Raw genomic sequence first — 23,466 nt, 5'->3', positions numbered from 1 at the left:
TTTCGAGGTGGTTGTGTCGCAAAAAGAAGATCTGGACCCGGGCCCGGGTCCCTCACGCTCCGCGGTGCATGACGAGCTGCTCGAGTGCCTGCAGACCATCGCGCAGGTCCATGATCGAGCGGCCACGGCCGAATCGCTGACCTCTGGCCTGCCCCTGGAACAGGGGCGCCTGACCCCCGGTGTCTTTGCCCGCGCGGCCTCCCGCGCCGGGCTCACTGCCCGGATCACCCAGAGCCGCCTTGTGCAGCTCAACCCGGCCCTGTTTCCCGCCGTGCTGCTGCTCGAGCCCGGGCGCGCCTGCGTGCTGGTGGCCCTGGACCTCAGGTCGCGCCGTGCCCGGGTCATCTTTCCCGAGCTGGGCGACGCCGAGACCGAAGTGGGCCTGGATGGCCTCCAGGAGAGCTACAGCGGCCAGGCCATCTACGTGCGTCCGCGCTTCCGTTTCGACGCGCGCGGCCCGGAGGTCAAGCGGCAGCGTTCGCGCCACTGGTTCTGGGGTGTGGTCCGCGAGAACCGCAAGCTCTATCGCGACGTCATCGCCGGCTCCGTGGTGATCAACCTCTTCGCGGTGGCGATGCCGCTGTTCGTGCTCAACGTCTACGACCGGGTGGTGCCGAACCATGCCACCGAGACGCTCTGGGTGCTGGCGGCGGGGATCTTCATCGTGCTCTGCTTCGACCTGGCCCTGCGCCTGATGCGCAACGCCTTCGTCGATCTGGCCGCGAGTCGCGCCGACGTCAAGCTGTCGTCGTCGATCATGGCCCGGGTGCTGGGGCTGCGCATGGAGGCCCGGCCGGCCTCCACCGGTTCCTTCGCGTCCACCCTGCAGTCCTTCGAGTCGGTTCGGGCCTTCATCGGCTCGGCCACGGTGGTGTCGCTGGTGGACCTGCCCTTCGTGCTGATGTTCGCGGCCATCATTGCGCTGATCGGCCCGCCGCTGGTGATCCCGGTGCTGGTGGGCATCGTCTTGGTGCTGCTCTATGCCATGGCGGCCCAGGGCAAGCTTCACGAGCTCTCCGAGACCACCTGGCGGGTGGGGGCCCAGCGCAACGCCACCCTGGTCGAATCCCTCTCCAGCCTGGAGACGGTCAAGACCCTGAGGGCCGAGAGCCGCATCCAGGGGAGCTGGGAGAAGGCCTCGGCCTTCCTGTCGCGTACCTCCGCCCAGCTGCGCCTGGTCAGCTCCTCGGTCTCCAGCGTGGCGCTCTGGGCCCAGCACAGCGTGGCGGTGTGCGTGATCATCATCGGGGTCTACCAGATCATCGAGGGCAACCTGACCCAGGGGGGGCTGATCGCCGCCTACCTGCTGTCGTCGCGGGCCATGGCCCCGATCAGCCAGGCCGCGGCATTGCTGGCGCAGTACCATCAGTCCTCCACGGCGCTGCAGTCGCTCAACGCGGTGATGGAGCGGCCGGTGGAGCGGCCCGAGGGGAAGACCTTCATCGACCGCCCGGTGGTGCGCGGCGACATCCGTTTCGACAAGGTGTCGCTGCGCTATCCCGAGGCGGAACGCGATGCCCTGCGCGACGTCACGGTGACGATCGAGGCGGGCGAGCGAGTGGCGCTGCTGGGCCGCGTGGGTTGCGGCAAGACCTCCCTGAACAAGCTGCTGCTGGGCCTCTACCAGCCCACGGCCGGGGCGGTGCTGATCGACGACGTGGATATCCGCCAGATCGATCCCGTGCAGCTGCGCCGCCATATCGGCTACGTGCCCCAGGACGTCAGCCTGTTCTTCGGCTCGCTGCGCGACAACATCCTCGCCGGCGGCGGCAGCGACGGCGTGGATGACGAGGCGATGCTGCGGGCGATCAAGGTGAGCGGGCTGGACGGCCTGGTGAATTCCCACCCCCAGGGCGTCGACCTGCCGGTGGGGGAGCGCGGCCAGATGCTCTCCGGCGGCCAGCGCCAGGCCGTGGCCATTGCACGCGCGCTGGTCCACGATCCGCGCATCCTGCTGCTCGACGAGCCGACCAGCGCCATGGACCACGCCAGCGAGGAGGCCTTCAAGGCCGGCCTCAAGGCCTTCGGCCAGGGCAAGACCCTGGTCATCGTCACCCACCGGACCTCACTGCTGTCGCTGGTCGACCGCATCCTGGTCATCGATGCCGGCAAGGTGGTGGCCGACGGCCCGCGGGACAAGGTGGTGGAGGCCCTGCGCAAGGGACAGATCGGGAGGGCCAGCTGATGGCTGATTCCCGCAAGACCGCCGAACAGCAGGGCTTCGAGGCCATCGGTCGCTTCTCCGAGGCGGGCGGCAGGCCCTTTCGCCCCTTCATCGACCGACTCTTCGCCCGCCGGGTCAGCGCGGCGCACCTCAACCGCGACTGGGCGAGCGATGCCGACTGGGCCCGCCTGCAGCAGGACCCGATCCGTGCCCGGGCCTTCCTCTACGTGGTGGTGCTGGCGGTCGCGGCCCTGCTGACCTGGGCCTGGTTCGCCTCCATCGACGAGGTGACCCGGGGCACGGGCCGGGTGATCCCCTCCAGCCAGCTGCAGCGCGTGCAGTCCTATGACGGTGGGGTGGTGCAGGAGATCCTGGTCCGCGAGGGGGAGTCGGTCGAGGCCGGCGAGCTGCTGATGCGCATCGATCCCACCCGATTCCTGTCCACGTTCCGCGAGAACCGCGCCAAGGCGCAATCCCTCCAGGCTCGGGCGGAGCGCCTGAGGGCCCTGGCGACCGGCTCGCCGTTCACCCCCTCGCAGGCGCTGACCGATCAGGCCCCGGCGATCGTGGCTCAGGAGCGCGAGCTCTACGCGAACGGTCTCGACAAGCTGGCCGAGGAGCAGAGCATCCTGCAGGAGCGCCTCGCCCAGCGTCGCGCCGAGCTCGATGAGGCGCAGTCACGGCGTGACACCGCGGCACGCGAGCTCGGCATGGCCAGCCAGGAGCTCAACCTCACCCGGCCACTGCTGCAGTCCGGTGCCGTGTCCGAGGTCGAGGTGTTGCGGCTGCGACGGGATGTCTCACGTGCCAGCGGCGAGCGCACCCAGGCAGCCGCCCAGGTGGAGCGGCTGCAGTCGGCGATCGAGGAAGCCCAGTCCCAGCTGCGCGAGGTGGAGCTGAACGCCCGCAACGACTGGCGCACCGAGCTCTCGCGGACCCTGGGCGAGCTGGCGGCGCTGAACGAGTCCAGCTCCGGGCTCGAGGATCGGGTTCGCCTGTCGGAGATCCGCTCGCCGGTGGATGGCGTGGTGCAGCGGCTTGGCTTCAACACCCTCGGCGGGGTGGTCCAGCCCGGACAGGAGGTGATCGACATCGTCCCCACCGACGATGCCCTGCTGGTGGAGGCGCGCATCGCTCCCCAGGACATCGCCTTCCTGCGCCCCGGCCAGCCGGCGACCATCAAGCTCACCGCCTACGACTTCGCCATCTACGGCGGCCTCGAGGCCGAGCTCGACCACATCAGCGCCGACACCATCACCGATGACGAGGGCAATACCTATTACCTGGTGCGCGTGCGCACGCTGGAGGAGGCAGGCCAGCAGCGGGAACTGGACGTGATTCCGGGCATGACGGCCCAGGTGGACATCCTGACCGGCAAGCGCACCGTGATGCAGTACCTCCTCAAGCCCGTGCTGCGGGCCTGGGAGAATTCCATGGGAGAACGATGATGACACAGCTCTTCGTCTGTCACGGCCGTGACGAGATTCCGCGCTGGCGCAGGGCATTCGACGAGGTTCGATGCGTTGGTCCCGAACAGGCCCGTGCCCGCTCCGGCGCCGGGGATGGCGTCTGGGTGATGAGCGATATCGAGCACTGGCCGAGCCTCGTCACCCAGCTGAGCGGCCAGGGCGCCATCGTCAGCGTGCTGAGCTACGCGCCCGATTCCCGGGAGGCCCTGCGGGCCCTCGATGCCGGCGCCCGCGGCTATGCCCACGCCCTGTCACCCCCCGAGCTGCTGCGGCAGGTGGCCCTGGTAACCCGTCACCAGGGCATCTGGGTGCCGCCCGAGCTGCTCGCCCAGGTGATGGGGGGCGCCTACCGGGCGCTTGGCGGGGAGTCCCGTCAGCAGGACGAGCTTCTCTCGGTACTGACCGAGCGCGAGCGGGACGTGGCCCTTGCCGTGGCTCAGGGGCAGAGCAACAAGGAGGTCGCGCGCCGGCTCGAGATCACCGAGCGCACCGTCAAGGCGCACCTTGCCGCCACCTTCCGCAAGCTCGGTGTCCGTGACCGGCTGCAGCTGACCCTGCGGCTCGGTCAGCGTGAGGTCGCCTGACGCTCCACCAGCGATTCCCCGTCGAGACCTGACGCAGGTCAAGGCGGGCTACCTCATGGCCATCAGTACAATACTGCTACTGCCCATCCTGCCCTAGCTTGACACTATCAGCCGTTCTTCCATGGGCGGCCTCGTACGCAATTCTTACGCAGGGAGTCACCTCATGACCATCGCCACCATCATCTCCATCACCGGGCAGGCCTGGGCGCGCGACGCCTCGGGCAATCTTCGCGAGCTGCAGGTCGGGGACACCCTGCAGGAGGGCGAGACCCTCGTCACCTCGGACAATGGCCGGGTGGAACTCGACTTTGCCGACGGTATCGGCGACCCCACGGTGATCGAAGGGGTGCAGGAAGTCGTCATGACGCCCGATCTCGACGCCGAGCAGCCGGTGGATGCGGAGGATGCGAGCGTCCAGGACGAGGACCTCCAGGCCCTGCTCGCGGCCATCGAGGAGGGCGAGGGTGACCTGCTCGCGGACCTCGATGCCACCGCGGCCGGTGGCGGCGCCGGTGGCGAGGGTGGCGGTCATGACTTCGTGCGCCTGGCGCGGATCACCGAGAACCTCAATCCGCTCTCCTACGAGTATGGCCTGACCTCCCTCGAGGGAACCTCCGAGATCGAGGGGCAGGCGCTCGACGAAGAGCCGGATTCCTTCCCAACCGTCGACACCATCGACCTCGACGGTGATGGCGACATGGTCTGGGAGTCGGCTCTGCCGGAAACCGGCAGCGGCGGCGGCACCCTGACAACCTCCGGGGCCTTCCAGATCGATACCGGCAATGACCTGCTGGCCCTGATCGAGGTGCAGGATGCCGCCGGCAACTGGGTGGAAATCGGCGCGGACGGCACCCAGGTGACCGGCTTGTACGGGATCCTGACGGTGAACACCGACGGGAGCTGGAGCTACACCCTCGAGGAGAACACCCTCGACCACGATGCGATCGACGCCGTCGGTACCGCCGATCAGGTTCAGGACCTGTTCGGGGTGAGAGTCACCGACGACGACGGCGACGTCTCGCCAGTGGCGACCCTGACCATCGACGTCAATGATGATGGGCCGGTGGCCAGCGACTATGACCATGCCACGGCGATCACCGAAGGCAGCGGCGACACCGTACTGGCGGCGGACGCAGCCGATGCCCTGGGCATCGGCGCCGGTGCTGATGGAATCGAAGTGGCGCTGGAAGATATCGCCTTCACCAATCAGGGCACCACCGGTGGCAGCCTGACCATCGATGATGCTGGCCAATTGGTCTACACCGCGCCGGCCAGCGTCGACAGCACCGCCGGGGCGGTCACCGAGACCTTCGAGTACACCGTGGTCGATCAGGACGGTGACAGCGTGACCCGCCAGGTGACCGTGGACGTCAGCGACGCCGGTGATCCGACACTGAGCGCCTCGAATGGCCTGTTGGCCGACGAGGACGACCTGCCCACCATCGGTAATGCCGACCTTGCCGCAGGTGATGACAGTCCGACACTGAGCGGCACGCTGAGCTTCGACAACAGCACCAGCCTGGATGCCTTCGACCTGTCTACGCTGACCCTCTCGGTCGGCACGGATGGCGACACCGGTCTGACCACCCTGGATGGCAGTGCGGTCACCGCCACTTGGGTGGGCAATCAGCTGATCGGCCACACCGGGACCGATGCCAGCGTGGAGGCCAATCAGGTCTTCGTGATCGATGTCACCAACGTGACGCAGAGCGGGGCGAATTATGCGCTGACGCTGCTGCAGCCGATCCAGCATGCCGATCCGACCGATCCGGCCGCCTTCGAGGACAACGTCGACTTCACGGTGGACGTCAGCCTCCAGGACACCGACGGCAGTGAAGCGACCACCAGCATCAGTGTCGCGATCGACGACGATATGCCGACCGTGGTCAGCAACGGCGAGGCCACCCCGATCGTGGCGGCGGTCGCCGAGGACGCCCTGTCCACCAGCGCGGGCGACACCGGTGACCTGACCGACGGCAACCTGGATGCCGGCCAGACGCTGACCAGCGACGAGGCCAGCGGCACGCTGGGCTCACTGGCGAGCCTGGTCACCGTCAACGACGGGGCCGACGCCCCGGCCAGCGTCCGCTTCGGCCTGCAGTCCACGACCGACGGCCTGCCGACGCTGTACTCCGGTGGCGTCCTGCTGAGCTACGACGTGACCGATGCCGACCAGGACGGTGTGAACGACACCCTGACCGCCAAGGCGGGGGGTGACATCATCTTCACGCTGACCGTGAATGCCAACGGTAGCTGGAGCTTCGACCTGGATGGCCCGCTGGATCACGTGGCCACCGACAGTGACACCACCACCGCGCTGGTGACGGGTGATGAGACCTCGGTCGACGCGATCGACTTCTCCGGGCTGGTCAGCGTGGCAGTGGAAGACGCCGACGGCGACGTGGCCACGCTCGACGGCCTGGCAGCCGGCGCCTTCACGGTGACGGTCGAGAACGACCTGCCGACCGTGGTCAGCAACGGTCAGGCCACGCCGGTCGTGGCTGCGGTTGCCGAGGACGCCCTGTCCACCAGCGCGGGCGACACCGGTGACCTGACCGACGGCAACCTGGATGCCGGCCAGACGCTGGCCAGCGACGAGGCCAGCGGCACGCTGGGCTCACTGGCCAGCCTGATCACCGTCAACGACGGGGCCGACGCCCCGGCCAGCGTCCGCTTCGGCCTGCAGTCCACGACTGACGGCCTGCCGACGCTGTACTCCGGTGGCGTCCTGCTGAGCTACGACGTGACCGATGCCGACCAGGACGGTGTGAACGACACCCTGACCGCCAAGGCGGGGGGTGACATCATCTTCACGCTGACCGTGAATGCCAACGGTAGCTGGAGCTTCGACCTGGATGGCCCGCTGGATCACGTGGCCACCGACAGTGACACCACCACCGCGCTGGTGACGGGTGATGAGACCTCGGTCGACGCGATCGACTTCTCCGGGCTGGTCAGCGTGGCAGTGGAAGACGCCGACGGCGACGTGGCCACGCTCGACGGCCTGGCAGCCGGCGCCTTCACGGTGACGGTCGAGAACGACCTGCCGACCGTGGTCAGCAACGGTCAGGCCACGCCGGTCGTGGCCGCGGTTGCCGAGGACGCCCTGTCCACCAGCGCGGGCGACACCGGTGACCTGACCGACGGCAACCTGGATGCCGGCCAGACGCTGGCCAGCGACGAGGCCAGCGGTACGCTGGGCTCACTGGCCAGCCTGATCACCGTCAACGACGGGGCCGACGCCCCGGCCAGCGTCCGCTTCGGCCTGCAGTCCACGACTGACGGCCTGCCGACGCTGTACTCCGGTGGCGTCCTGCTGAGCTACGACGTGACCGATGCCGACCAGGACGGTGTGAACGACACCCTGACCGCCAAGGCGGGGGGTGACATCATCTTCACGCTGACCGTGAATGCCAACGGTAGCTGGAGCTTCGACCTGGATGGCCCGCTGGATCACGTGGCCACCGACAGTGACACCACCACCGCGCTGGTGACGGGTGATGAGACCTCGGTCGACGCGATCGACTTCTCCGGGCTGGTCAGCGTGGCAGTGGAAGACGCCGACGGCGACGTGGCCACGCTCGACGGCCTGGCAGCCGGCGCCTTCACGGTGACGGTCGAGAACGACCTGCCGACCGTGGTCAGCAACGGTCAGGCCACGCCGGTCGTGGCCGCGGTTGCCGAGGACGCCCTGTCCACCAGCGCGGGCGACACCGGTGACCTGACCGACGGCAACCTGGATGCCGGCCAGACGCTGGCCAGCGACGAGGCCAGCGGCACGCTGGGCTCACTGGCCAGCCTGATCACCGTCAACGACGGGGCCGACGCCCCGGCCAGCGTCCGCTTCGGCCTGCAGTCCACGACTGACGGCCTGCCGACGCTGTACTCCGGTGGCGTCCTGCTGAGCTACGACGTGACCGATGCCGACCAGGACGGTGTGAACGACACCCTGACCGCCAAGGCGGGGGGTGACATCATCTTCACGCTGACCGTGAATGCCAACGGTAGCTGGAGCTTCGACCTGGATGGCCCGCTGGATCACGTGGCCACCGACAGTGACACCACCACCGCGCTGGTGACGGGTGATGAGACCTCGGTCGACGCGATCGACTTCTCCGGGCTGGTCAGCGTGGCAGTGGAAGACGCCGACGGCGACGTGGCCACGCTCGACGGCCTGGCAGCCGGCGCCTTCACGGTGACGGTCGAGAACGACCTGCCGACCGTGGTCAGCAACGGTCAGGCCACGCCGATCGTGGCCGCGGTTGCCGAGGACGCCCTGTCCACCAGCGCGGGCGACACCGGTGACCTGACCGACGGCAACCTGGATGCCGGCCAGACGCTGGCCAGCGACGAGGCCAGCGGCACGCTGGGCTCACTGGCCAGCCTGATCACCGTCAACGACGGGGCCGACGCCCCGGCCAGCGTCCGCTTCGGCCTGCAGTCCACGACTGACGGCCTGCCGACGCTGTACTCCGGTGGCGTCCTGCTGAGCTACGACGTGACCGATGCCGACCAGGACGGTGTGAACGACACCCTGACCGCCAAGGCGGGGGGTGACATCATCTTCACGCTGACCGTGAATGCCAACGGTAGCTGGAGCTTCGACCTGGATGGCCCGCTGGATCACGTGGCCACCGACAGTGACACCACCACCGCGCTGGTGACGGGTGATGAGACCTCGGTCGACGCGATCGACTTCTCCGGGCTGGTCAGCGTGGCAGTGGAAGACGCCGACGGCGACGTGGCCACGCTCGACGGCCTGGCAGCCGGCGCCTTCACGGTGACGGTCGAGAACGACCTGCCGACCGTGGTCAGCAACGGTCAGGCCACGCCGGTCGTGGCCGCGGTTGCCGAGGACGCCCTGTCCACCAGCGCGGGCGACACCGGTGACCTGACCGACGGCAACCTGGATGCCGGCCAGACGCTGGCCAGCGACGAGGCCAGCGGCACGCTGGGCTCACTGGCCAGCCTGATCACCGTCAACGACGGGGCCGACGCCCCGGCCAGCGTCCGCTTCGGCCTGCAGTCCACGACCGACGGCCTGCCGACGCTGTACTCCGGTGGCGTCCTGCTGAGCTACGACGTGACCGATGCCGACCAGGACGGTGTGAACGACACCCTGACCGCCAAGGCGGGGGGTGACATCATCTTCACGCTGACCGTGAATGCCAACGGTAGCTGGAGCTTCGACCTGGATGGCCCGCTGGATCACGTGGCCACCGACAGTGACACCACCACCGCGCTGGTCACCGGCGAGGAGACCTCGGTCGACGCGATCGACTTCTCCGGGCTGGTCAGTGTGGCGGTGGAAGACGCCGACGGCGACGTGGCCACGCTCGACGGCCTGGCGGCCGGCGCCTTCACGGTGACGGTCGAGAACGATATGCCGGCGCCATTCTATCCGCAGTCTGGCCATGTCCTGCTGGCAGTCGATGATTCGGGAGCGTCTGAAAAGACGGTGACTCAGTCCCTGAACTTCCTGGCAGGTGCGGATGGGCTTGGCGACATCGTGTTCAACCTTGACCTGGTGGATGGGCGGCAAGCCTTCCTTAGCGTCGATGGTGATCAGCTCTACTTGAACAACGAGGCGTTGTTCCTCCAGTACGCGGATGACTCGCACCATACTATCCAGGCTGTCACGGAGTCCGGAGACGTCGGCTTCACGGCCACCATCGATGCGCTGGGCAATGTCACCTACACGATCTTCTCCGGCTCCATCCTGACGGACAGCAAGATCACCTCCGTCACCGATCTCAGTGGTATCGGGGGCGGCAATGTTCCCTTCAAGGGACTGAATATCGGCACCAAGCAGGCAGCGGACCCGGATGGTACGGATGATGTCCTGGTGTCTTCGGAGATCCTGCCCCTGACTGATTCCGATCAGGGAACCGTCAACAGCACAAGTACGACCCTGGGGGTTGGTCAAGGCGCCGAGGTATCTGGCGGCGAGGTCGTGCGCTATGACCTGGTCAGTAACCTCTCGATTGACGACACCAATAATGCGGAGTCATACACCTTTTCCGGGTATCAGGAGACTTTGGCCTTTTCGCAGAAAGTCGCCGTGGACGGTAGTCAGAAGGAAGCGAGCTTCTATCTGCGAATCTACTCCATGGATCTGGGGGATTCCGCTGATGGTGCCACATCGTCGCTCGTCTCGGGTCCCGATGGTGCGGGTCAGCTGACCCTGACCGTCGATGAGGTCAAGATCTACGACGATAACGGCGTCGAGCAGACCGGCCATGTCACCATCGAAGACGGCGAATTGCTGGTCAGTGGGATGCAGGATGGCTGGACCTTCCAGATCGTCAGCGTGGATGGCAACCTCGATCCCGAAGCCTTCAATGCCGTGGAGATCCAGGGTGCCGAGCTTGGCGGTGACGCTATCACCACCAGTTTCAAGCTCGGGGAGTTCAGCTACGGGGAGGAGTCGACCTTCTCTCCGGTGTCCTTTACTCTGCCGGTCACCGGCTCGGATGCGGATGGCGACAGCCTTGACGGCCAGGTGGCCATCACCGTTTATCCTGACTCGGAGAGCATCGTGGGCGATGCTCAGGGCAATGACCTCTCGGGGACCAGCGGTGATGATAGCCTGTTTGGTCTCGAGGGTGACGATACCCTGACCGGCGGGCAGGGCGATGACGTGCTGGCTGGTGGCCTGGGCGCCGATACCTTCGCCTGGAGCTTCGCGGATAACAGTGGTGACCAGGGAACAGCGGGTTCGCCGGCCGTTGATTTGGTTACTGACTTCAACCTCAATGAGGTCAGCGAAGGAGATGTCCTGCAACTGAATGATCTGCTGCCTGCAACGGGGGGCGATGTTGGGAGCTATATCCATGCGGTCGAAGATGGAGAAGGCAATACACTCCTCCATATCAGTAGCAACGGTGCCTTTGACGGTGGTTTCGATGCCAATAATGCCGATCAGATCATTGCCTTGAATGGCGTCAGCATGGAGGGTGTTGATTCTTCCGCCTTCATTCAGTCCTTGATCGCCGACGGCCAGCTCGATATCGAGTAACCGGCCATCACTCAACCCCAGCGCCCGGCCTTTGCCGGGCGCTGGCTTGTTGTTTTCCGTTGCGGCTGACCAAGCTGCAGTCAGGGTCTTTCAGGAGCCTTTCATGTACATCAAGCGCGACGATGAAGGACGCATCGATCTGGTCAGCCGTGAGGAGACGACGGCGTGCCGGGAGTACCTGCCGGCCGACTCGCCGGAACTGCTGGCCTTCCTGATGGAGGGCGAGGTCGGCAGGAGTGCGGCGCGTTTCCAGGCCTCCGACCTGGCCTTCGTGCGGGTGCTGGAGGACGTGATCGAGCTGCTGATGGACAAGGGGGTGATCACCTTCACCGACCTGCCGGAACCGGCTCAGGAGAAGGTGATGGAACGCCAGACGTTGCGTCGCCGCCTCAATGGCCTTCATCTGGTGTCCGGCAGCGACGACGAGAGCGGGGTTATCTAGCCGGGCGTGCCATGCCTGGGTGGCACGGGGCCGGCGTCCGCGAGGACGCCGGCCCCTCTCGTTGTCAGCCCCTCTTGTTGTCACCCCCGGACTTGTCGTGCTGGCGGATCCCCGGGCCGGTTGCGCCATCCAGGCCCAGCTCGAAGAGCACGCGGGCCTCCTCCAGGGTCTCGACCCCCTCGCCGATGGCCAGGATGCCCAGCGAATGGCAGAGCGTGGCCATGCCGCGCAGGATGGTCTGCTGCTCGGCGACCTGGGCGATGTTCCTGACCAGCGTCCGGTCGAGCTTGAGGTAGGCGAGCCCCAGGTCCTGCAGGTCGGCGATCCGGGTGAAGGAGGCGCCCACGTGCTCCAGGCCGATCCGGCAGCCCATCGGCTGCAGGGCGTGGCACAGGCTGCGGAAGCTGGCCAGGTCGTGGATGGCCATGGATTCGGGCAGCTCCAGCCAGAGCCGCTCGGCGACGTCGGGGCGCGCCTTGAGCCGGGTCTGCAGCTCCATGACGAAGCGGGCATCCCGAATCGAGGCCGCCGAGAGGTTGATGCCCAGGGGCTGGCCGCGCTGGGTGATGTCCCGTATTGCCTCGTCGATCACCGCCAGGTCGAGCTGGCTGCTGAGCTCCAGTCGCGAGATCCAGGGCATGAAGACTCCGGCGGGTTGCCATTCGCTGTTCAGTCGCAGTCGCGAGGGGCTCTCGAAGTGCAGGAGTCCGCCGTTGGCGTCCAGTACCGGGTAGTGGGCCAGGTAGACCCCCCTGGCCATGGCCTCCAGGAGGGCGCGGCGCCATTCGTTGTGGGTCGTGAAGAGCGTATGACGCTGGGGGCCTTGGGCCATCATCAGGCCCTCATCGCTTCGGGCTTCGGCGGCAGACAGGGTGCCATCGAGGCTGGCCAGCAGCATGCCGCGTTTGTCTCCCTGGGCGTAGTCGATCAGCGCACCGGGCAGGCCGAGTGGCATCTCGGTGCGTTCCCGCATCGCGGCGAGGCGCCTTTCGAGGTCATGCCGAAGCGACTCCAGGTCGAAGACCCCGGGCAGCAGCAGGGCGAAGTCGCTGCCGTTGAGGCGCCCCGTGATGCCACCCCCGTGGATCCTGCCGAACTGGTCCAGGCCATCGGCCACGTCATGCAGCAGCGCATCGGTCCTGGCGTGGCCGAGCCGCTCGTTGACCTCGGTCAGGTGTGCCAGGCGCACCAGGGCGATGGCGCCGCTGGCCCGGGCATCCTGGCTGTCCAGGTGGAACTGCAGCTGCGAGAGAAACGCCTCGCGATTCAGCGCACCAGTCACCTTGTCGTGCTGCAGCTGTTGCCGGAGCCGGTCGAGTTTCTGGCTCTCCTCGCCGAGCATGTCGCGCACCGCGGCGGAGAGCTGGTTCATGGCCTCCACCACTTCGCGAAGCTCGCGGGTACGCGGGGCCGGGATGGTGGTGAAGCGTCGTTCACCGATGTGCAGGGCCTGCTCGACCACGGCCCCCAGCGGGCGACGAATGGTGCGAACGATCCACCAGGCCAGCAGCAGGCTGATCACGGCGGCGAGGCCAAACCAGCCCACGAGCCGGAGGGTGCTCTGCCACAGCGAGCGGTAGGCGAAGCTGTGCTGGCTTTCCAGCACCAGGGTCCCCAGCTGCCGCCAGCCGTCCTGCACCACGGCCCGACCGGGCGGGATGTCGAAGCGCACCAGGTCGACGAACCAGGCGGGTACGTCCCCGATGGCCTCGTCGGCGGCGCGCTGCTCGATGATCTCGCCCTCGGGGCTGTGCAGCTCCACGCGGCGGTAGTGACCGGTGTCGAACTGGGCCGACACCAGCAGCTCGAGAGTCACCGGGTCCTTGGGCATCTGGCTCATCGTCAGAGCCAGGGCATTGGCATTGTCGGCGTTCTTGATGAGCACTTCCTGCTCTATGTACGCCCGGCTGGTGGTCACCCCGATGAACAGGCTGCCCCCGAAGGCGAGCAGCAGCAGTACCACGATGATCAGCCAGAGCTGCTTGATGAGCGACATGTCCTACCCCCCTTGAATGAATCCCTGCTGCTGCATGCGGTCGATCACCCCTCGCCAGCGCGATAGTCGGGCCACTGGGTCGGCGCGCGATTGCGACGAGCCGGCGGCCCACAGGCCGCTACCGTTGAAGCTGAATAGCGGGTCCAGGTCGGTGCGCAGCGAGCCGCGGGTGATGGACGGCACCAGGTTGTCCAGGACCAGTGGCTCCGCCCCGGCCGTCTCGTAATAGCCCAGCACCATGTGCGCCTGGGTGATACTGCTGCGCCCGATGCGCGCGCGAACGTAGATCAGGCGCAACTCGTCTTCCGGCACCCCCAGCTCCTTGAGGGTGATGTACTTGGCGATGGAGAAATCCTCGCAGTCCCCCTGGCCGCGGCCGAGGGTCTCCAGGGGCGTGGCCCAGTAGTCCTCCTGGCGCCAGATGTCGATGTCGTCGAGCCAGCGGATTCGCCGGTTGAAGAAGTCGTTGACCTCGCGCAGGCGTGTCTGGAGATCGGCAGGGCGCAGCCGTTCGATCAGGACGAACCATTCCTCCAGGCTCGACAGCCCGCTCGCGCCATACTTTGCCTGCATGGCCTGACGCAGGCGCTCTGCCGCGAGGTTGGCGGCGACCGGCGATGGACGCAGCCCCAGGCCGAGCGCCAGCCACAGGCCGCCCAGCCCCGCCAGAAAGCGGCGGCGTCCGGGCGACTCGAGTGTCCGGTGCGAAGGGGAGGGCATGGCGGGGCGGCCTGGATGAGCATTCGCTTAAGTCTAGGGGGCGCAGGCAGCTAATGCGAGGCGATGAGAAGCCTCATGCCGGCGGGATCATCCCTTGCCCGGGCCGAGCCAGATCCGCAGGCGGCCTACCCAGTCGAGTCGATCCGCCGCCCGGCGGAGCTCGTCGGCCGCCGTGTCGAGATCCTGCCCCGTGGGGAGCGCGTTGACGTAGAGGGAGACATCGACCTGGTTGTCCAGGTAGTGGAGATCCAGGGCGACGCGGGCCTGCCAGATCGGCAGGCCATGCCAGACCCGGTCGAGCACCCCTTCGACATCTTCCCGCAGCGGCAGGCCCGGACGCAGGCTGTGTTCGGTTTCCCCCGAGTCATCCTCGGGATCGATGTGGAAGGTCACGTCGTGCAGGTTGGGAAAGGCCTCGCGCAGCCGGCGACTGACCTCGTTGCCGATCTCGTGGGCCTCGGACACCGTGACCCGAGGAGGGACCACGATGTGCAGGTCGAGTAGGATGTCGCTGCCCAGCTTGCGGGTGCGCAGGTCATGCACCCCGTCAACGCCTGGGACCTCCTCGGCCTCCCGCTGCATGGCGTCGCGCTCCTCGGCGGGCAGGGCGGTGTCGATCAGCTCCTGGCTGGACTCCCACAGCAGTCGCCCGCCGACCTGGCCGACCATGATGCCCACCACGACGGCGGCCACGGCATCCATCCAGCCCACGCCGAACTGGGCCGCGACCAGGCCGACCAGCACCACCACGGTGGAGAGGGCATCGGAGCGCGAGTGCCAGGCGTTGGCCTCGAGCAGCCGTGAGTTGACCCGCCTGGCCACGCTCATGGTGTAGCGATAGATCCACTCCTTGGCGAGCAGGGCCGCCACGGCGATGCCGATGGCCCAGAGGCCCGGGGCGGGGATCGGGGCCCCGCTGACGAGCCGGGTGATGCTGGCCCAGGCGATGCCGCCGGCGACGAAGATCAGCACGCTGCCGAGCCACAGGGTCGCCAGGGTCTCGATGCGGCCGTGGCCGTAGGGGTGGTTGCTGTCGGCTTCCTGGCGGCCGAAGTGGGTGGCGGCCAACACGAAGATGTCCGTCAGGATGTCGGAGAAGGAGTGGATGCCGTCGGCCACCAGGGCGGCCGAGCCCACCATGAAGCCGGCGACCATCTTGGCCACACCGACCACGAAGTCGACGAAGGCGCCGATCAGGGTGACCTTGTGGGCCTCGCGGGCCTGGGCGTCGCGCCCCATCGGCCTGTCCGGCCCGTGACCCGTCGGCCCGTTGGTGCCGGCTTCCTTGCCGATCATGTCTGTCTCCTCACCGGCATCGTCCCGCCTTGTTGAGCACCGGGTTGGCGTACTGGGTCAGCCACCAGTCGCGAAGCTCGTCGGGCACCTCCTGCAGGCGTGCCTGGAAGCGGGCCCGGTCGGCGTCGCTGACCTCGCTCATCTCCAGCAGCTCGGGGGCCTCGCCCAGCGCCTCCAGAGCCAGGTAGTGGCTGGGGAAGAGGTGATAGCCGGCCAGCACCTGGCGATCGATCTCGGCGGCCACGGCCTCGGGACCGTCGAGATCGGCGGACAGCGGCGAGCCGAAGGTGAGCTGGACCCGGCCCTTGTGGCCGGTGATGCCGGCAACGATGGAACTGATGTCCTCGAACTCGCTCTTCTCGTAGTTGCCGCTGGCTTGCACGGCATGCAGTTCCCGGGCCTTCTGCAGGTCGCAGGGGTCATACTCGTAGCTGATCGACACGGGAACCACGCGCAGTTCGGCGATGGCCTCGCCGATGCCGGCCTGTCGGTCCTCGCCGCGACGCGCCATGGTCAGCATCTTGATGATCGCCGGGTCGGTGCGGTCGATGCCGTCCTTGGCGCGCCCCTCGCGCTGGGCCATCCAGATCGAATGGTTGTCCTCGAGGATGGAGTGGCGGATGTAGGCGGAGAGCTGCTGATAGGCGGCCAGCATGGCGCGCTTGCCTCGCGCGCTGCGCGGCACGATGAAGCTCTTGTTGAGGCGCATCAGGTCGTTGACGAACGGCTTCTTGAGCAGGTTGTCGCCGATGGCAATGCGCACGGTATCGCGCCCGGAGAGGTAGAGCGCGTAGTTGACGAAGGCCGGGTCCATCGAGATGTCGCGATGGTTGCCGATGAAGAGGTAGGCGGTATCCGGGTCCAGCCGATCCAGGCCCTCCACGCGAAAATCGTCGGTGGAGTTCCTGAGCATGCGCTGCATGTAGCTCGCGATACGCATCTGGAAGTCATGCACGCCGGTGACGCCACGTACCTCGCGGCGAATGGCGTAGCTGGCCAGGGCCCGAGCCAGGCGCGGAAAGTACCGAGCCAGGCGCGGAAGGCGATAGCGGGTCAGGGCGTCCAGCAGTTCAGGGTCATGGCCGAGGCGCTCGAGCACCTCGGCCACCTCGTTGTCCTGATAGGGGCGGATATCGGCCCAGGGATCGGATGCGGTGGTGTCGTGAGTCTCGGTCATGAGGTCCAGGTCATGGTCATGGGCGATCAGGCGCTCGGGGCATCGCCGGCACTGCCGGCCTCGCCACCCAGCCACTCGATCAGGCGCTCGATGCTCTCGGCCAGCGCCTGGGTCATCAGGATGAAGTCGGTCTCCAGCCGCACCAGGGCGTCATCGCCGTCATCGGTCTGGGAGGCCTCGTCGATGAGCGCATCGTCGAAGCGCAGCGACTTGATGGCCAGGTCATCATGCAGCACGAAGCTTAGCCGGCCCTCGATCGACAGCGCCAGCTTGCTGGCCTGGCGACCGCTCTCCAGCAGCTGCTGGATCTCGTCGCTGTCCAGGTCGACCTGGCGGGCGCGCAGGACGCCGTCATCGGCCTTGGCCTTCAGCTCCACCTGGTCGCCGAGGACCAGGTCGGCCGGCCGCTCGCCGGGATCGCCGAGCCAGGTGGTCATGGCGCGCATGGGCAGCGTCTGGCTGGCCAGCGGGGTCACCTTGAGGCTGCCCAGGGTCTCGCGCAGCAGGTCGAGGAGCTCCTCGGCGCGGGTCCGCGAGCTGGCGTTGATGGCGATCAGCTGGCGACGGCTGTCCCACCACAGGTCGACCTTCTGGCTGCGCACGAAGGCGCGGGGCAGCAGTTCCTCGTAGACCTGCTCCTTGATCGCCAGCTTCTCCTTGCGGGGCAGCTTGCGGCCCTCGCTGACCTCGATCGCCTCGCTGCGCTCCTCGACCTCCTCGCGGACCACCGAGGCGGGCAGGATGCGCTCCTGGCGCAGCGCGGTCATCAGCCGCTGGCCCTGCAGCTCGTGCAGCAGCTGCGTCCCGGCGCGGCCCGCCGGCGCGGACCAGCCCAGGCGACGCGCCTCGCTGCCGCCCAGGGGCCGAAAGGCCTGCTCACCCAGGGCGGTTTCCAGGCTGGCGGCGTCCAGTTCCGGGGCGTCGTGCAGGCGGTAGAGATGCAAGTGCTTGAACCACATGAAGCATTTCCCGAAATAAAAGGGGCACATTATGGCCAAAGGAGCGCGTGGGTGCCAGCGCCTCGCGTCATCGAGGCATCGTCGAATTCAAACGATGGTTTGAACCTCGGGTGTCGAGCTGACTAGAATCGGGGCTTTGCCTTCTCTCTTACACCCACCCGGGCTCTACACCCACACAGGAGCGGTCTGCATGGATTCCCGTATCTCCCGTATCACGCTGCGCGTCAGGGGCTACCACCTGGACGGTTATGGCCACGTCAACAATGCCCGCTACCTGGAGTTCCTGGAGGAGGGGCGCTGGGCCTACTTCGACGAGCGGCCTCGGCTGGCGGCGTTCTTGTCGCGCGGGGACCTGGCCTTCGTCGCGGTCAACCTCAACATCGACTACCGGCGTGCCGCGGTGGCCGGTGACGACCTGGAGGTGCTCACCCGACTCTCCGAGATCGGCTCGCGTCGCGCCCGCATCCATCAGGAGGTCTGCCGCGTGGCCGACGGCAAGGTGGTGGCCAGTGCCGACATCACCTTCGTGCTGCTCGACGTGGCCTCCGGACGGGCGGTGACGATCGACGGCGAGATCCGCGAAACCATGGCGGCGCTGGTGCTCCCATAGCTCCCTTATCATCGTCCGGGATGGTATGATGTGAGGCTGTTATTGCGCGCCATGTCACGGCCACGTGACGCGCCAACCTGTTGCAGTGCAAAGGATTCGACGACCCATGGGTGACATCGCCAGAGAGATTCTGCCAGTCAACATCGAGGACGAGCTCAAGCAGTCGTACCTCGATTACGCGATGAGCGTGATCATCGGCCGTGCGCTGCCCGACGTGCGCGATGGCTTGAAGCCGGTGCACCGGCGTGTGCTCTTCGCCATGCACGAGCTCGGCAACGACTGGAACAAGCCGTACAAGAAGTCCGCCCGCGTGGTGGGCGATGTCATCGGTAAGTACCACCCCCACGGGGACAGTGCCGTCTACGACACCATCGTGCGCATGGCCCAGGACTTCTCGATGCGCCACGTGCTGGTGGATGGCCAGGGCAACTTCGGCTCCATCGACGGCGACAGCGCGGCCGCCATGCGTTACACCGAGGTGCGCATGGCCCGGCTCGCCCACGAGCTGCTGGCCGACCTCGAGAAGGACACCGTCGACTGGGTCGACAACTACGACGGCACCGAGCGCATTCCCGATGTCCTGCCCACCAAGGTGCCCAACCTGCTGATCAACGGCTCCTCGGGCATCGCCGTGGGCATGGCGACCAACATCCCGCCCCACAACATGGGCGAGGTGATCAACGCCTGCCTGGCGCTGATCGACGACTACACCCTGAGCGTCGATGACCTGATCGAGCACATCCCCGGCCCGGACTTCCCCACGGGCGGCATCATCAACGGCCGCGCCGGCATCCTCGAGGCCTATCGCACCGGCCGCGGCCGCATCTACGTGCGTTCCTGCCACACCATCGAGCACGACGACAAGACCGGCCGCGACCACATCATCGTCAGCGAGCTGCCCTACCAGGTGAACAAGGCGCGGCTGATCGAGAAGATCGCCGAGCTGGTCAAGGAAAAGAAGATCGAGGGCATCGCCGAGCTGCGCGACGAGTCCGACAAGGACGGCCTGCGGGTGGTGATCGAGGTCAAGCGGGGCGAGTCCGGCGAGGTGGTGGTCAACAACCTCTTCGCCCAGACCCAGCTGCAGAACGTCTTCGGCATCAACATGGTCGCCATCGAGGATGGCCAGCCGAAGATCATGAACCTCAAGGAGATCCTCGAGGCCTTCATCCGTCACCGCCGCGAGGTGGTTACCCGGCGCACCCTGTTCGAGCTGAAGAAGGCCCGCGAGCGGGGCCACATCCTCGAGGGTCTGGCCGTCGCCATCTCCAACATCGACGAGGTGATCGAGCTGATCAAGGCCTCGCCGAACGCCTCCGAGGCCAAGGAGAAGCTGCTGGCCCAGTCCTGGCAGCCGGGTCAGGTGACCAGCATGCTCGAGCGGGCCGGTGCCACCTCGTGCAAGCCCGAGGATCTGGAGGAGGGCTTCGGCCTCAGCCAGACCGGCGCCGAGTACCGCCTGTCGCCGGCCCAGGCCCAGGCGATCCTCGAGTTGCGCCTGCACCGCCTGACCGGGCTGGAGACCGAGAAGCTTCTCGACGAATACCTCTCGATCCTCGAGAAGATCGCCGAGCTCACCGCCATCCTGGCCTCCGCCGACCGTCTCCTCGAGGTGATCCGCGAGGAGCTGGCGGCCGTGCGCGACCAGTTCGGCGACCCGCGCAAGACCGAGATCCAGGCCAGCCACCTCGACCTGCGCCTCGAGGACCTGATCGCCGAGGAGGACATGGTGGTCACCGTGTCCCGCACGGGCTACGCCAAGACTCAGCCGCTCTCCGACTACCAGGCCCAGCGGCGCGGCGGCCGCGGCAAGTCTGCCACGGCCATGAAGGACGAGGACGTCATCGAGCACCTGCTGGTGGCCTCGACTCACGATACCGTGCTGCTCTTCTCCAACCGCGGCAAGGTCTACTGGCTCAAGGTCTACGAGATGCCCGTGGCCAGCCGCGGCTCCCGCGGCAAGCCGCTGGTCAACCTGCTGCCGCTGGACGAGGGAGAGGCCATCAACGCCATCCTGCCCGTGCGCGACTACGATCCGGAGAGCTACATCTTCTTCGCCACCGAGAAGGGCACCGTCAAGCGCACCAGCCTCGAGCAGTTCTCTCGGCCGCGCAGCGTAGGCCTGATCGCCATCGACCTCGACGAGGACGATCGCCTGGTGGGCGCCGCCATCACCAGCGGCAGCGACCATGTCATGCTGCTCTCGTCCAACGGCAAGGCGATCCGCTTCGAGGAGGGCAACGTCCGCGCCATGGGGCGGACCGCCCGCGGGGTGCGCGGCATGCGCCTGCTCGATGGCGCCGAGGTGATCAGCCTGATCATCCCGCAGAGCCAGCAGATCGATGCCGAGGCCGACAATGAGGCCGAGGGCGAAGTGGGGCCCGATGGAGAGGCCGGCAACGGCGGACAGATCTACATCCTCACCGCCAGCGAGAACGGCTACGGCAAGCGCACTCGCCTCGAGGAGTTCCCGCTGCGCGGCCGCGGCGGCCAGGGCGTGATCGCGATGCAGACCAGCGAGCGCAACGGCGCCCTGGTGGCGGCCATGCAGGTCTACTCCTCCGACGAGATGATGCTGATCACCGACCGCGGCACTCTGGTGCGCACCCGGGTCGAGGAGGTGTCCACCACCTCGCGCAACACCCAGGGCGTGATGCTGATCCGCCTGGGCAACGACGAGAAGCTGGTCAAGACCGTGCGGGTCGACGAGCCCGAGGAGGCGGTGGACGCTGAGGCCCTGGACGGTGACACCACCGAAGAGGGTGGCACCGGAGAGGATGCGCCGACCACCGGCGAGGAACCCGGTGAGGAATAAGGACACACAACGCTGATGACACGTCACTACAACTTCTGTGCCGGCCCGGCCGCCATGCCCGAGGCCGTGCTGGAACGCGCCCGGGACGAGATGCTGGACTACCGGGGGCACGGCCTCTCGGTGATGGAGATGAGCCACCGCTCGCCGGAGTATGTGGCCATCGCCGAGCAGGCCGAGGCCGACCTGCGGGAGCTGCTGGCCATTCCCGACAACTACCGGGTGCTCTTCACCCAGGGCGGCGCCACCCTGCAGTTCTCCGCGGTGCCCTATAACCTGCTCGGCCGGGGCGGGCGTGCCAACTTCCTGCATACCGGCATCTGGAGCAAGAAGGCCATCGCCGAGGCCCGCCACCTGGCCGGCGACGTGCACGTCGCCGCCAGCAGCGAGGAAAGCGGCCACAGCGCGGTGCCGCGCCAGAAGGACATCGTCCTCTCGGAGGACGCCGCCTACCTCCATTACACCGCCAACGAGACCATCGGCGGTCTCGAGTTCGACTATATCCCCGAGGCTCGCCGTCCGGACGGCAGCGAGGTGCCGCTGGTCTGCGACATGTCCTCGAGCATCCTCTCGGGGCCCCTCGACGTCTCCCGTTTCGGGGTAATCTACGCCGGCGCGCAGAAGAACATCGGCCCGGCGGGCCTGGTGGTGGTGATCGTGCGCGAGGACCTTCTGGACCGCGCCAGGGACGACATGCCTTCGCTCCTCGGCTACCGCGAGCTGGCCGAGGCCGGCTCCATGATCAACACCCCGGCGACCTACAGCTGGTACCTCGCCGGGCTGGTCTTCGACTGGCTGAAGGGCGAGATCGGCGGGCTGGACGCCATGAACGCCCTTAACGACCGCAAGGCCGGCAAGCTCTACGACGCCATCGACGCCAGCGCGCTCTATGCCAACCCGATCACGCTGCGCAACCGCTCGCGGATGAACGTGCCCTTCGTGCTCGCCGACCCGAGCCTCGACAAGGCGTTCCTGGCCGAGGCCGAGGCGACGGGGCTGCTCAACCTGAAGGGTCACCGCAGCGTCGGCGGCATGCGGGCCAGCCTCTACAACGCCGTGCCCGAGGCCGCCGTCGATGCGCTGATCGCCTTCATGGCCGATTTCGAGAAACGCAGGGGATAATCCATGACCGAGCCTTCCGTCAGCCTCGAGGCGCTCCGCCAGCGCATCGATGCCCTGGACAACGACATCCTGCGCCTGATCAGCGAGCGCGCCGCCTGTGCCCAGGAGGTCGCCGCGATCAAGGCCGAGCATGAGCCCGGCGGCGTCTTCTACCGTCCCGAGCGCGAGGCCCAGGTGCTGCGCCGGGTCATGGAGCTCAACCATGGCCCCCTGGACAGTGAGGAGATGGCGCGGCTGTTCCGCGAGATCATGTCGGCCTGCCTGGCCCTCGAGCAGCCGGTCAAGGTCGCCTACCTGGGGCCGGAGGGGACCTTCACCCAGCAGGCGGCCCTCAAGCACTTCGGCGAGAGCGCGATCAGCCTGCCGATGGCCGCCATCGACGAGGTCTTCCGCGAGGTGGAGGCCGGTGCCGTCAACTACGGCGTGGTGCCGGTGGAGAATTCCACCGAAGGGGTGATCAACCACACCCTCGACTCCTTCATGGATTCGTCGCTGCGCATCTGCGGCGAGGTGGTGCTGCGCATCCATCATCACCTGCTGGTGTCCGAGACCACCCGCCGGGACAAGGTGTCGCGGATCTACTCCCATCCCCAGTCCTTCGCGCAGTGCCGCAAGTGGATCGACGCCCACTTCCCCCAGGCCGAGCGGGTGCCGGTCTCCTCGAACGCCGAGGCGGCCCGCCTGGTCAAGACCGAGTGGCACAGCGCGGCCATCGCCGGCGACATGGCCGCCAAGCTCTATGGCCTGGCCCGGCTGGCCGAGAAGATCGAGGACCGCCCGGACAACTCCACGCGCTTCCTGATCATCGGCAACCAGGACGTGCCCGTCTCCGGCGAGGACAAGACCTCGCTGGTGGTCGCGATGCGCAACCAGCCGGGGGCCCTGCACGACCTCCTCGAGCCCTTCCATCGCCACCAGATCGACATGACGCGCCTCGAGACGCGCCCGTCGCGCAGCGGCGTGTGGAATTACGTCTTCTTCATCGACTTCAAGGGGCATCGCGATGAGCCGCGTGTCGCGGCCATGCTGGAGGAGGTCAAGCTGCGAGCCGCCGACGTGAAGGTGCTGGGGTCCTACCCGGCCGGCGTCCTCTAGGC

Annotated in this window: 14 protein-coding genes; 9 read left to right on the top strand and 5 right to left on the bottom strand. The window is 67.3% G+C overall.

Annotation, left to right across the window (positions count from 1 at the left end):
• Window positions 1-13: 13 nt before the first annotated feature.
• The 5 genes from BOX17_RS00320 (at window position 14) to BOX17_RS00300 (ending at window position 11,677) form a co-directional block, all read left to right on the top strand.
• The gene (locus BOX17_RS00320; protein ID WP_071941520.1) at window positions 14-2,185 is read left to right on the top strand and encodes a type I secretion system permease/ATPase; all 2,172 of its coding nucleotides are present in this window, start codon (window positions 14-16) and stop codon (window positions 2,183-2,185) included.
• The gene (locus BOX17_RS00315) at window positions 2,185-3,612 is read left to right on the top strand and encodes an HlyD family type I secretion periplasmic adaptor subunit (RefSeq protein ID WP_071941519.1); all 1,428 of its coding nucleotides are present in this window, start codon (window positions 2,185-2,187) and stop codon (window positions 3,610-3,612) included. The genes BOX17_RS00320 and BOX17_RS00315 overlap by 1 nt, the downstream gene beginning before the upstream one ends.
• Window positions 3,612-4,217, top strand: coding sequence for a response regulator transcription factor (locus tag BOX17_RS00310; protein ID WP_071941518.1), 606 nt, complete (start codon window positions 3,612-3,614; stop codon window positions 4,215-4,217). Before BOX17_RS00315 ends, BOX17_RS00310 begins: the two co-directional genes overlap by 1 nt.
• A gap of 163 nt (window positions 4,218-4,380) precedes the next feature.
• Window positions 4,381-11,235 carry a retention module-containing protein gene (locus BOX17_RS00305; protein WP_071941517.1) on the top strand — a complete coding sequence of 2,285 codons (6,855 nt, stop codon included), beginning with the start codon at window positions 4,381-4,383 and terminating at the stop codon, window positions 11,233-11,235.
• A 103-nt stretch (window positions 11,236-11,338) separates the two neighbouring features.
• Window positions 11,339-11,677 carry a tryptophan synthase subunit beta like protein gene (locus BOX17_RS00300; protein ID WP_071941516.1) on the top strand — a complete coding sequence of 113 codons (339 nt, stop codon included), beginning with the start codon at window positions 11,339-11,341 and terminating at the stop codon, window positions 11,675-11,677.
• A gap of 64 nt (window positions 11,678-11,741) precedes the next feature.
• On the opposite strand, the gene BOX17_RS00295 is transcribed toward BOX17_RS00300, so the two are convergent.
• The 5 genes from BOX17_RS00295 to BOX17_RS00275 all read right to left on the bottom strand — a co-directional run bounded on the left by BOX17_RS00295 (window position 11,742) and on the right by BOX17_RS00275 (window position 17,825).
• A complete protein-coding gene (locus BOX17_RS00295) occupies window positions 11,742-13,673 on the bottom strand; it encodes an EAL domain-containing protein (RefSeq protein WP_071941515.1) in 1,932 nt (643 codons plus the stop codon).
• Between the two features lie 3 nt (window positions 13,674-13,676).
• A complete protein-coding gene (locus BOX17_RS00290) occupies window positions 13,677-14,393 on the bottom strand; it encodes a transglutaminase-like cysteine peptidase (protein WP_071941514.1) in 717 nt (238 codons plus the stop codon).
• A gap of 87 nt (window positions 14,394-14,480) precedes the next feature.
• A complete protein-coding gene (locus tag BOX17_RS00285) occupies window positions 14,481-15,632 on the bottom strand; it encodes a cation diffusion facilitator family transporter (protein WP_071946510.1) in 1,152 nt (383 codons plus the stop codon).
• Window positions 15,633-15,699: 67 nt separating this feature from the next.
• Complete coding sequence (locus tag BOX17_RS00280) at window positions 15,700-16,866, bottom strand: 1-acyl-sn-glycerol-3-phosphate acyltransferase (protein ID WP_071946508.1); 1,167 nt, start codon at window positions 16,864-16,866, stop codon at window positions 15,700-15,702.
• Window positions 16,867-16,892: 26 nt separating this feature from the next.
• Window positions 16,893-17,825, bottom strand: a complete 933-nt coding sequence (locus BOX17_RS00275) for a recombination-associated protein RdgC (protein WP_071941513.1) — start codon at window positions 17,823-17,825, stop codon at window positions 16,893-16,895.
• A gap of 190 nt (window positions 17,826-18,015) precedes the next feature.
• Here BOX17_RS00275 and BOX17_RS00270 point away from each other — a divergent pair, with 190 nt between their 5' ends.
• From BOX17_RS00270 to pheA, 4 genes are all read left to right on the top strand, one after another.
• Window positions 18,016-18,435, top strand: coding sequence for an acyl-CoA thioesterase (locus BOX17_RS00270; RefSeq protein WP_071941512.1), 420 nt, complete (start codon window positions 18,016-18,018; stop codon window positions 18,433-18,435).
• A 106-nt stretch (window positions 18,436-18,541) separates the two neighbouring features.
• Complete coding sequence (gene gyrA, locus BOX17_RS00265) at window positions 18,542-21,250, top strand: DNA gyrase subunit A (protein WP_071941511.1); 2,709 nt, start codon at window positions 18,542-18,544, stop codon at window positions 21,248-21,250.
• Between the two features lie 15 nt (window positions 21,251-21,265).
• Complete coding sequence (gene serC / locus BOX17_RS00260; protein ID WP_071941510.1) at window positions 21,266-22,369, top strand: 3-phosphoserine/phosphohydroxythreonine transaminase; 1,104 nt, start codon at window positions 21,266-21,268, stop codon at window positions 22,367-22,369.
• Window positions 22,370-22,372: 3 nt separating this feature from the next.
• Window positions 22,373-23,464: a prephenate dehydratase gene (pheA, locus tag BOX17_RS00255; RefSeq protein WP_071941509.1), complete on the top strand. Its 1,092-nt coding sequence runs from the start codon at window positions 22,373-22,375 to the stop codon at window positions 23,462-23,464.
• Window positions 23,465-23,466: the final 2 nt, after the last annotated feature.

This window comes from Halomonas aestuarii, assembly GCF_001886615.1.
Lineage (GTDB): Bacteria > Pseudomonadota > Gammaproteobacteria > Pseudomonadales > Halomonadaceae > Halomonas > Halomonas aestuarii.
The sequence above is the reverse complement of the archived record's forward strand: the minus strand, read 5'-3'. Positions and strand labels throughout refer to the sequence as shown.

Coding starts and splice junctions, on each gene's coding strand:
- BOX17_RS00305 (WP_071941517.1), top strand. CDS start 4,381: ATGACCATCGCCACCATCATCTCCATCACCGGGCAGGCCTGGGCGCGC.
- BOX17_RS00315 (WP_071941519.1), top strand. CDS start 2,185: ATGGCTGATTCCCGCAAGACCGCCGAACAGCAGGGCTTCGAGGCCATC.
- BOX17_RS00290 (WP_071941514.1), bottom strand. CDS start 14,393: ATGCCCTCCCCTTCGCACCGGACACTCGAGTCGCCCGGACGCCGCCGC.
- BOX17_RS00280 (WP_071946508.1), bottom strand. CDS start 16,866: ATGACCGAGACTCACGACACCACCGCATCCGATCCCTGGGCCGATATC.
- BOX17_RS00275 (WP_071941513.1), bottom strand. CDS start 17,825: ATGTGGTTCAAGCACTTGCATCTCTACCGCCTGCACGACGCCCCGGAA.
- BOX17_RS00270 (WP_071941512.1), top strand. CDS start 18,016: ATGGATTCCCGTATCTCCCGTATCACGCTGCGCGTCAGGGGCTACCAC.
- pheA (WP_071941509.1), top strand. CDS start 22,373: ATGACCGAGCCTTCCGTCAGCCTCGAGGCGCTCCGCCAGCGCATCGAT.
- BOX17_RS00285 (WP_071946510.1), bottom strand. CDS start 15,632: ATGGGGCGCGACGCCCAGGCCCGCGAGGCCCACAAGGTCACCCTGATC.
- serC (WP_071941510.1), top strand. CDS start 21,266: ATGACACGTCACTACAACTTCTGTGCCGGCCCGGCCGCCATGCCCGAG.
- gyrA (WP_071941511.1), top strand. CDS start 18,542: ATGGGTGACATCGCCAGAGAGATTCTGCCAGTCAACATCGAGGACGAG.
- BOX17_RS00310 (WP_071941518.1), top strand. CDS start 3,612: ATGACACAGCTCTTCGTCTGTCACGGCCGTGACGAGATTCCGCGCTGG.
- BOX17_RS00300 (WP_071941516.1), top strand. CDS start 11,339: ATGTACATCAAGCGCGACGATGAAGGACGCATCGATCTGGTCAGCCGT.
- BOX17_RS00295 (WP_071941515.1), bottom strand. CDS start 13,673: ATGTCGCTCATCAAGCAGCTCTGGCTGATCATCGTGGTACTGCTGCTG.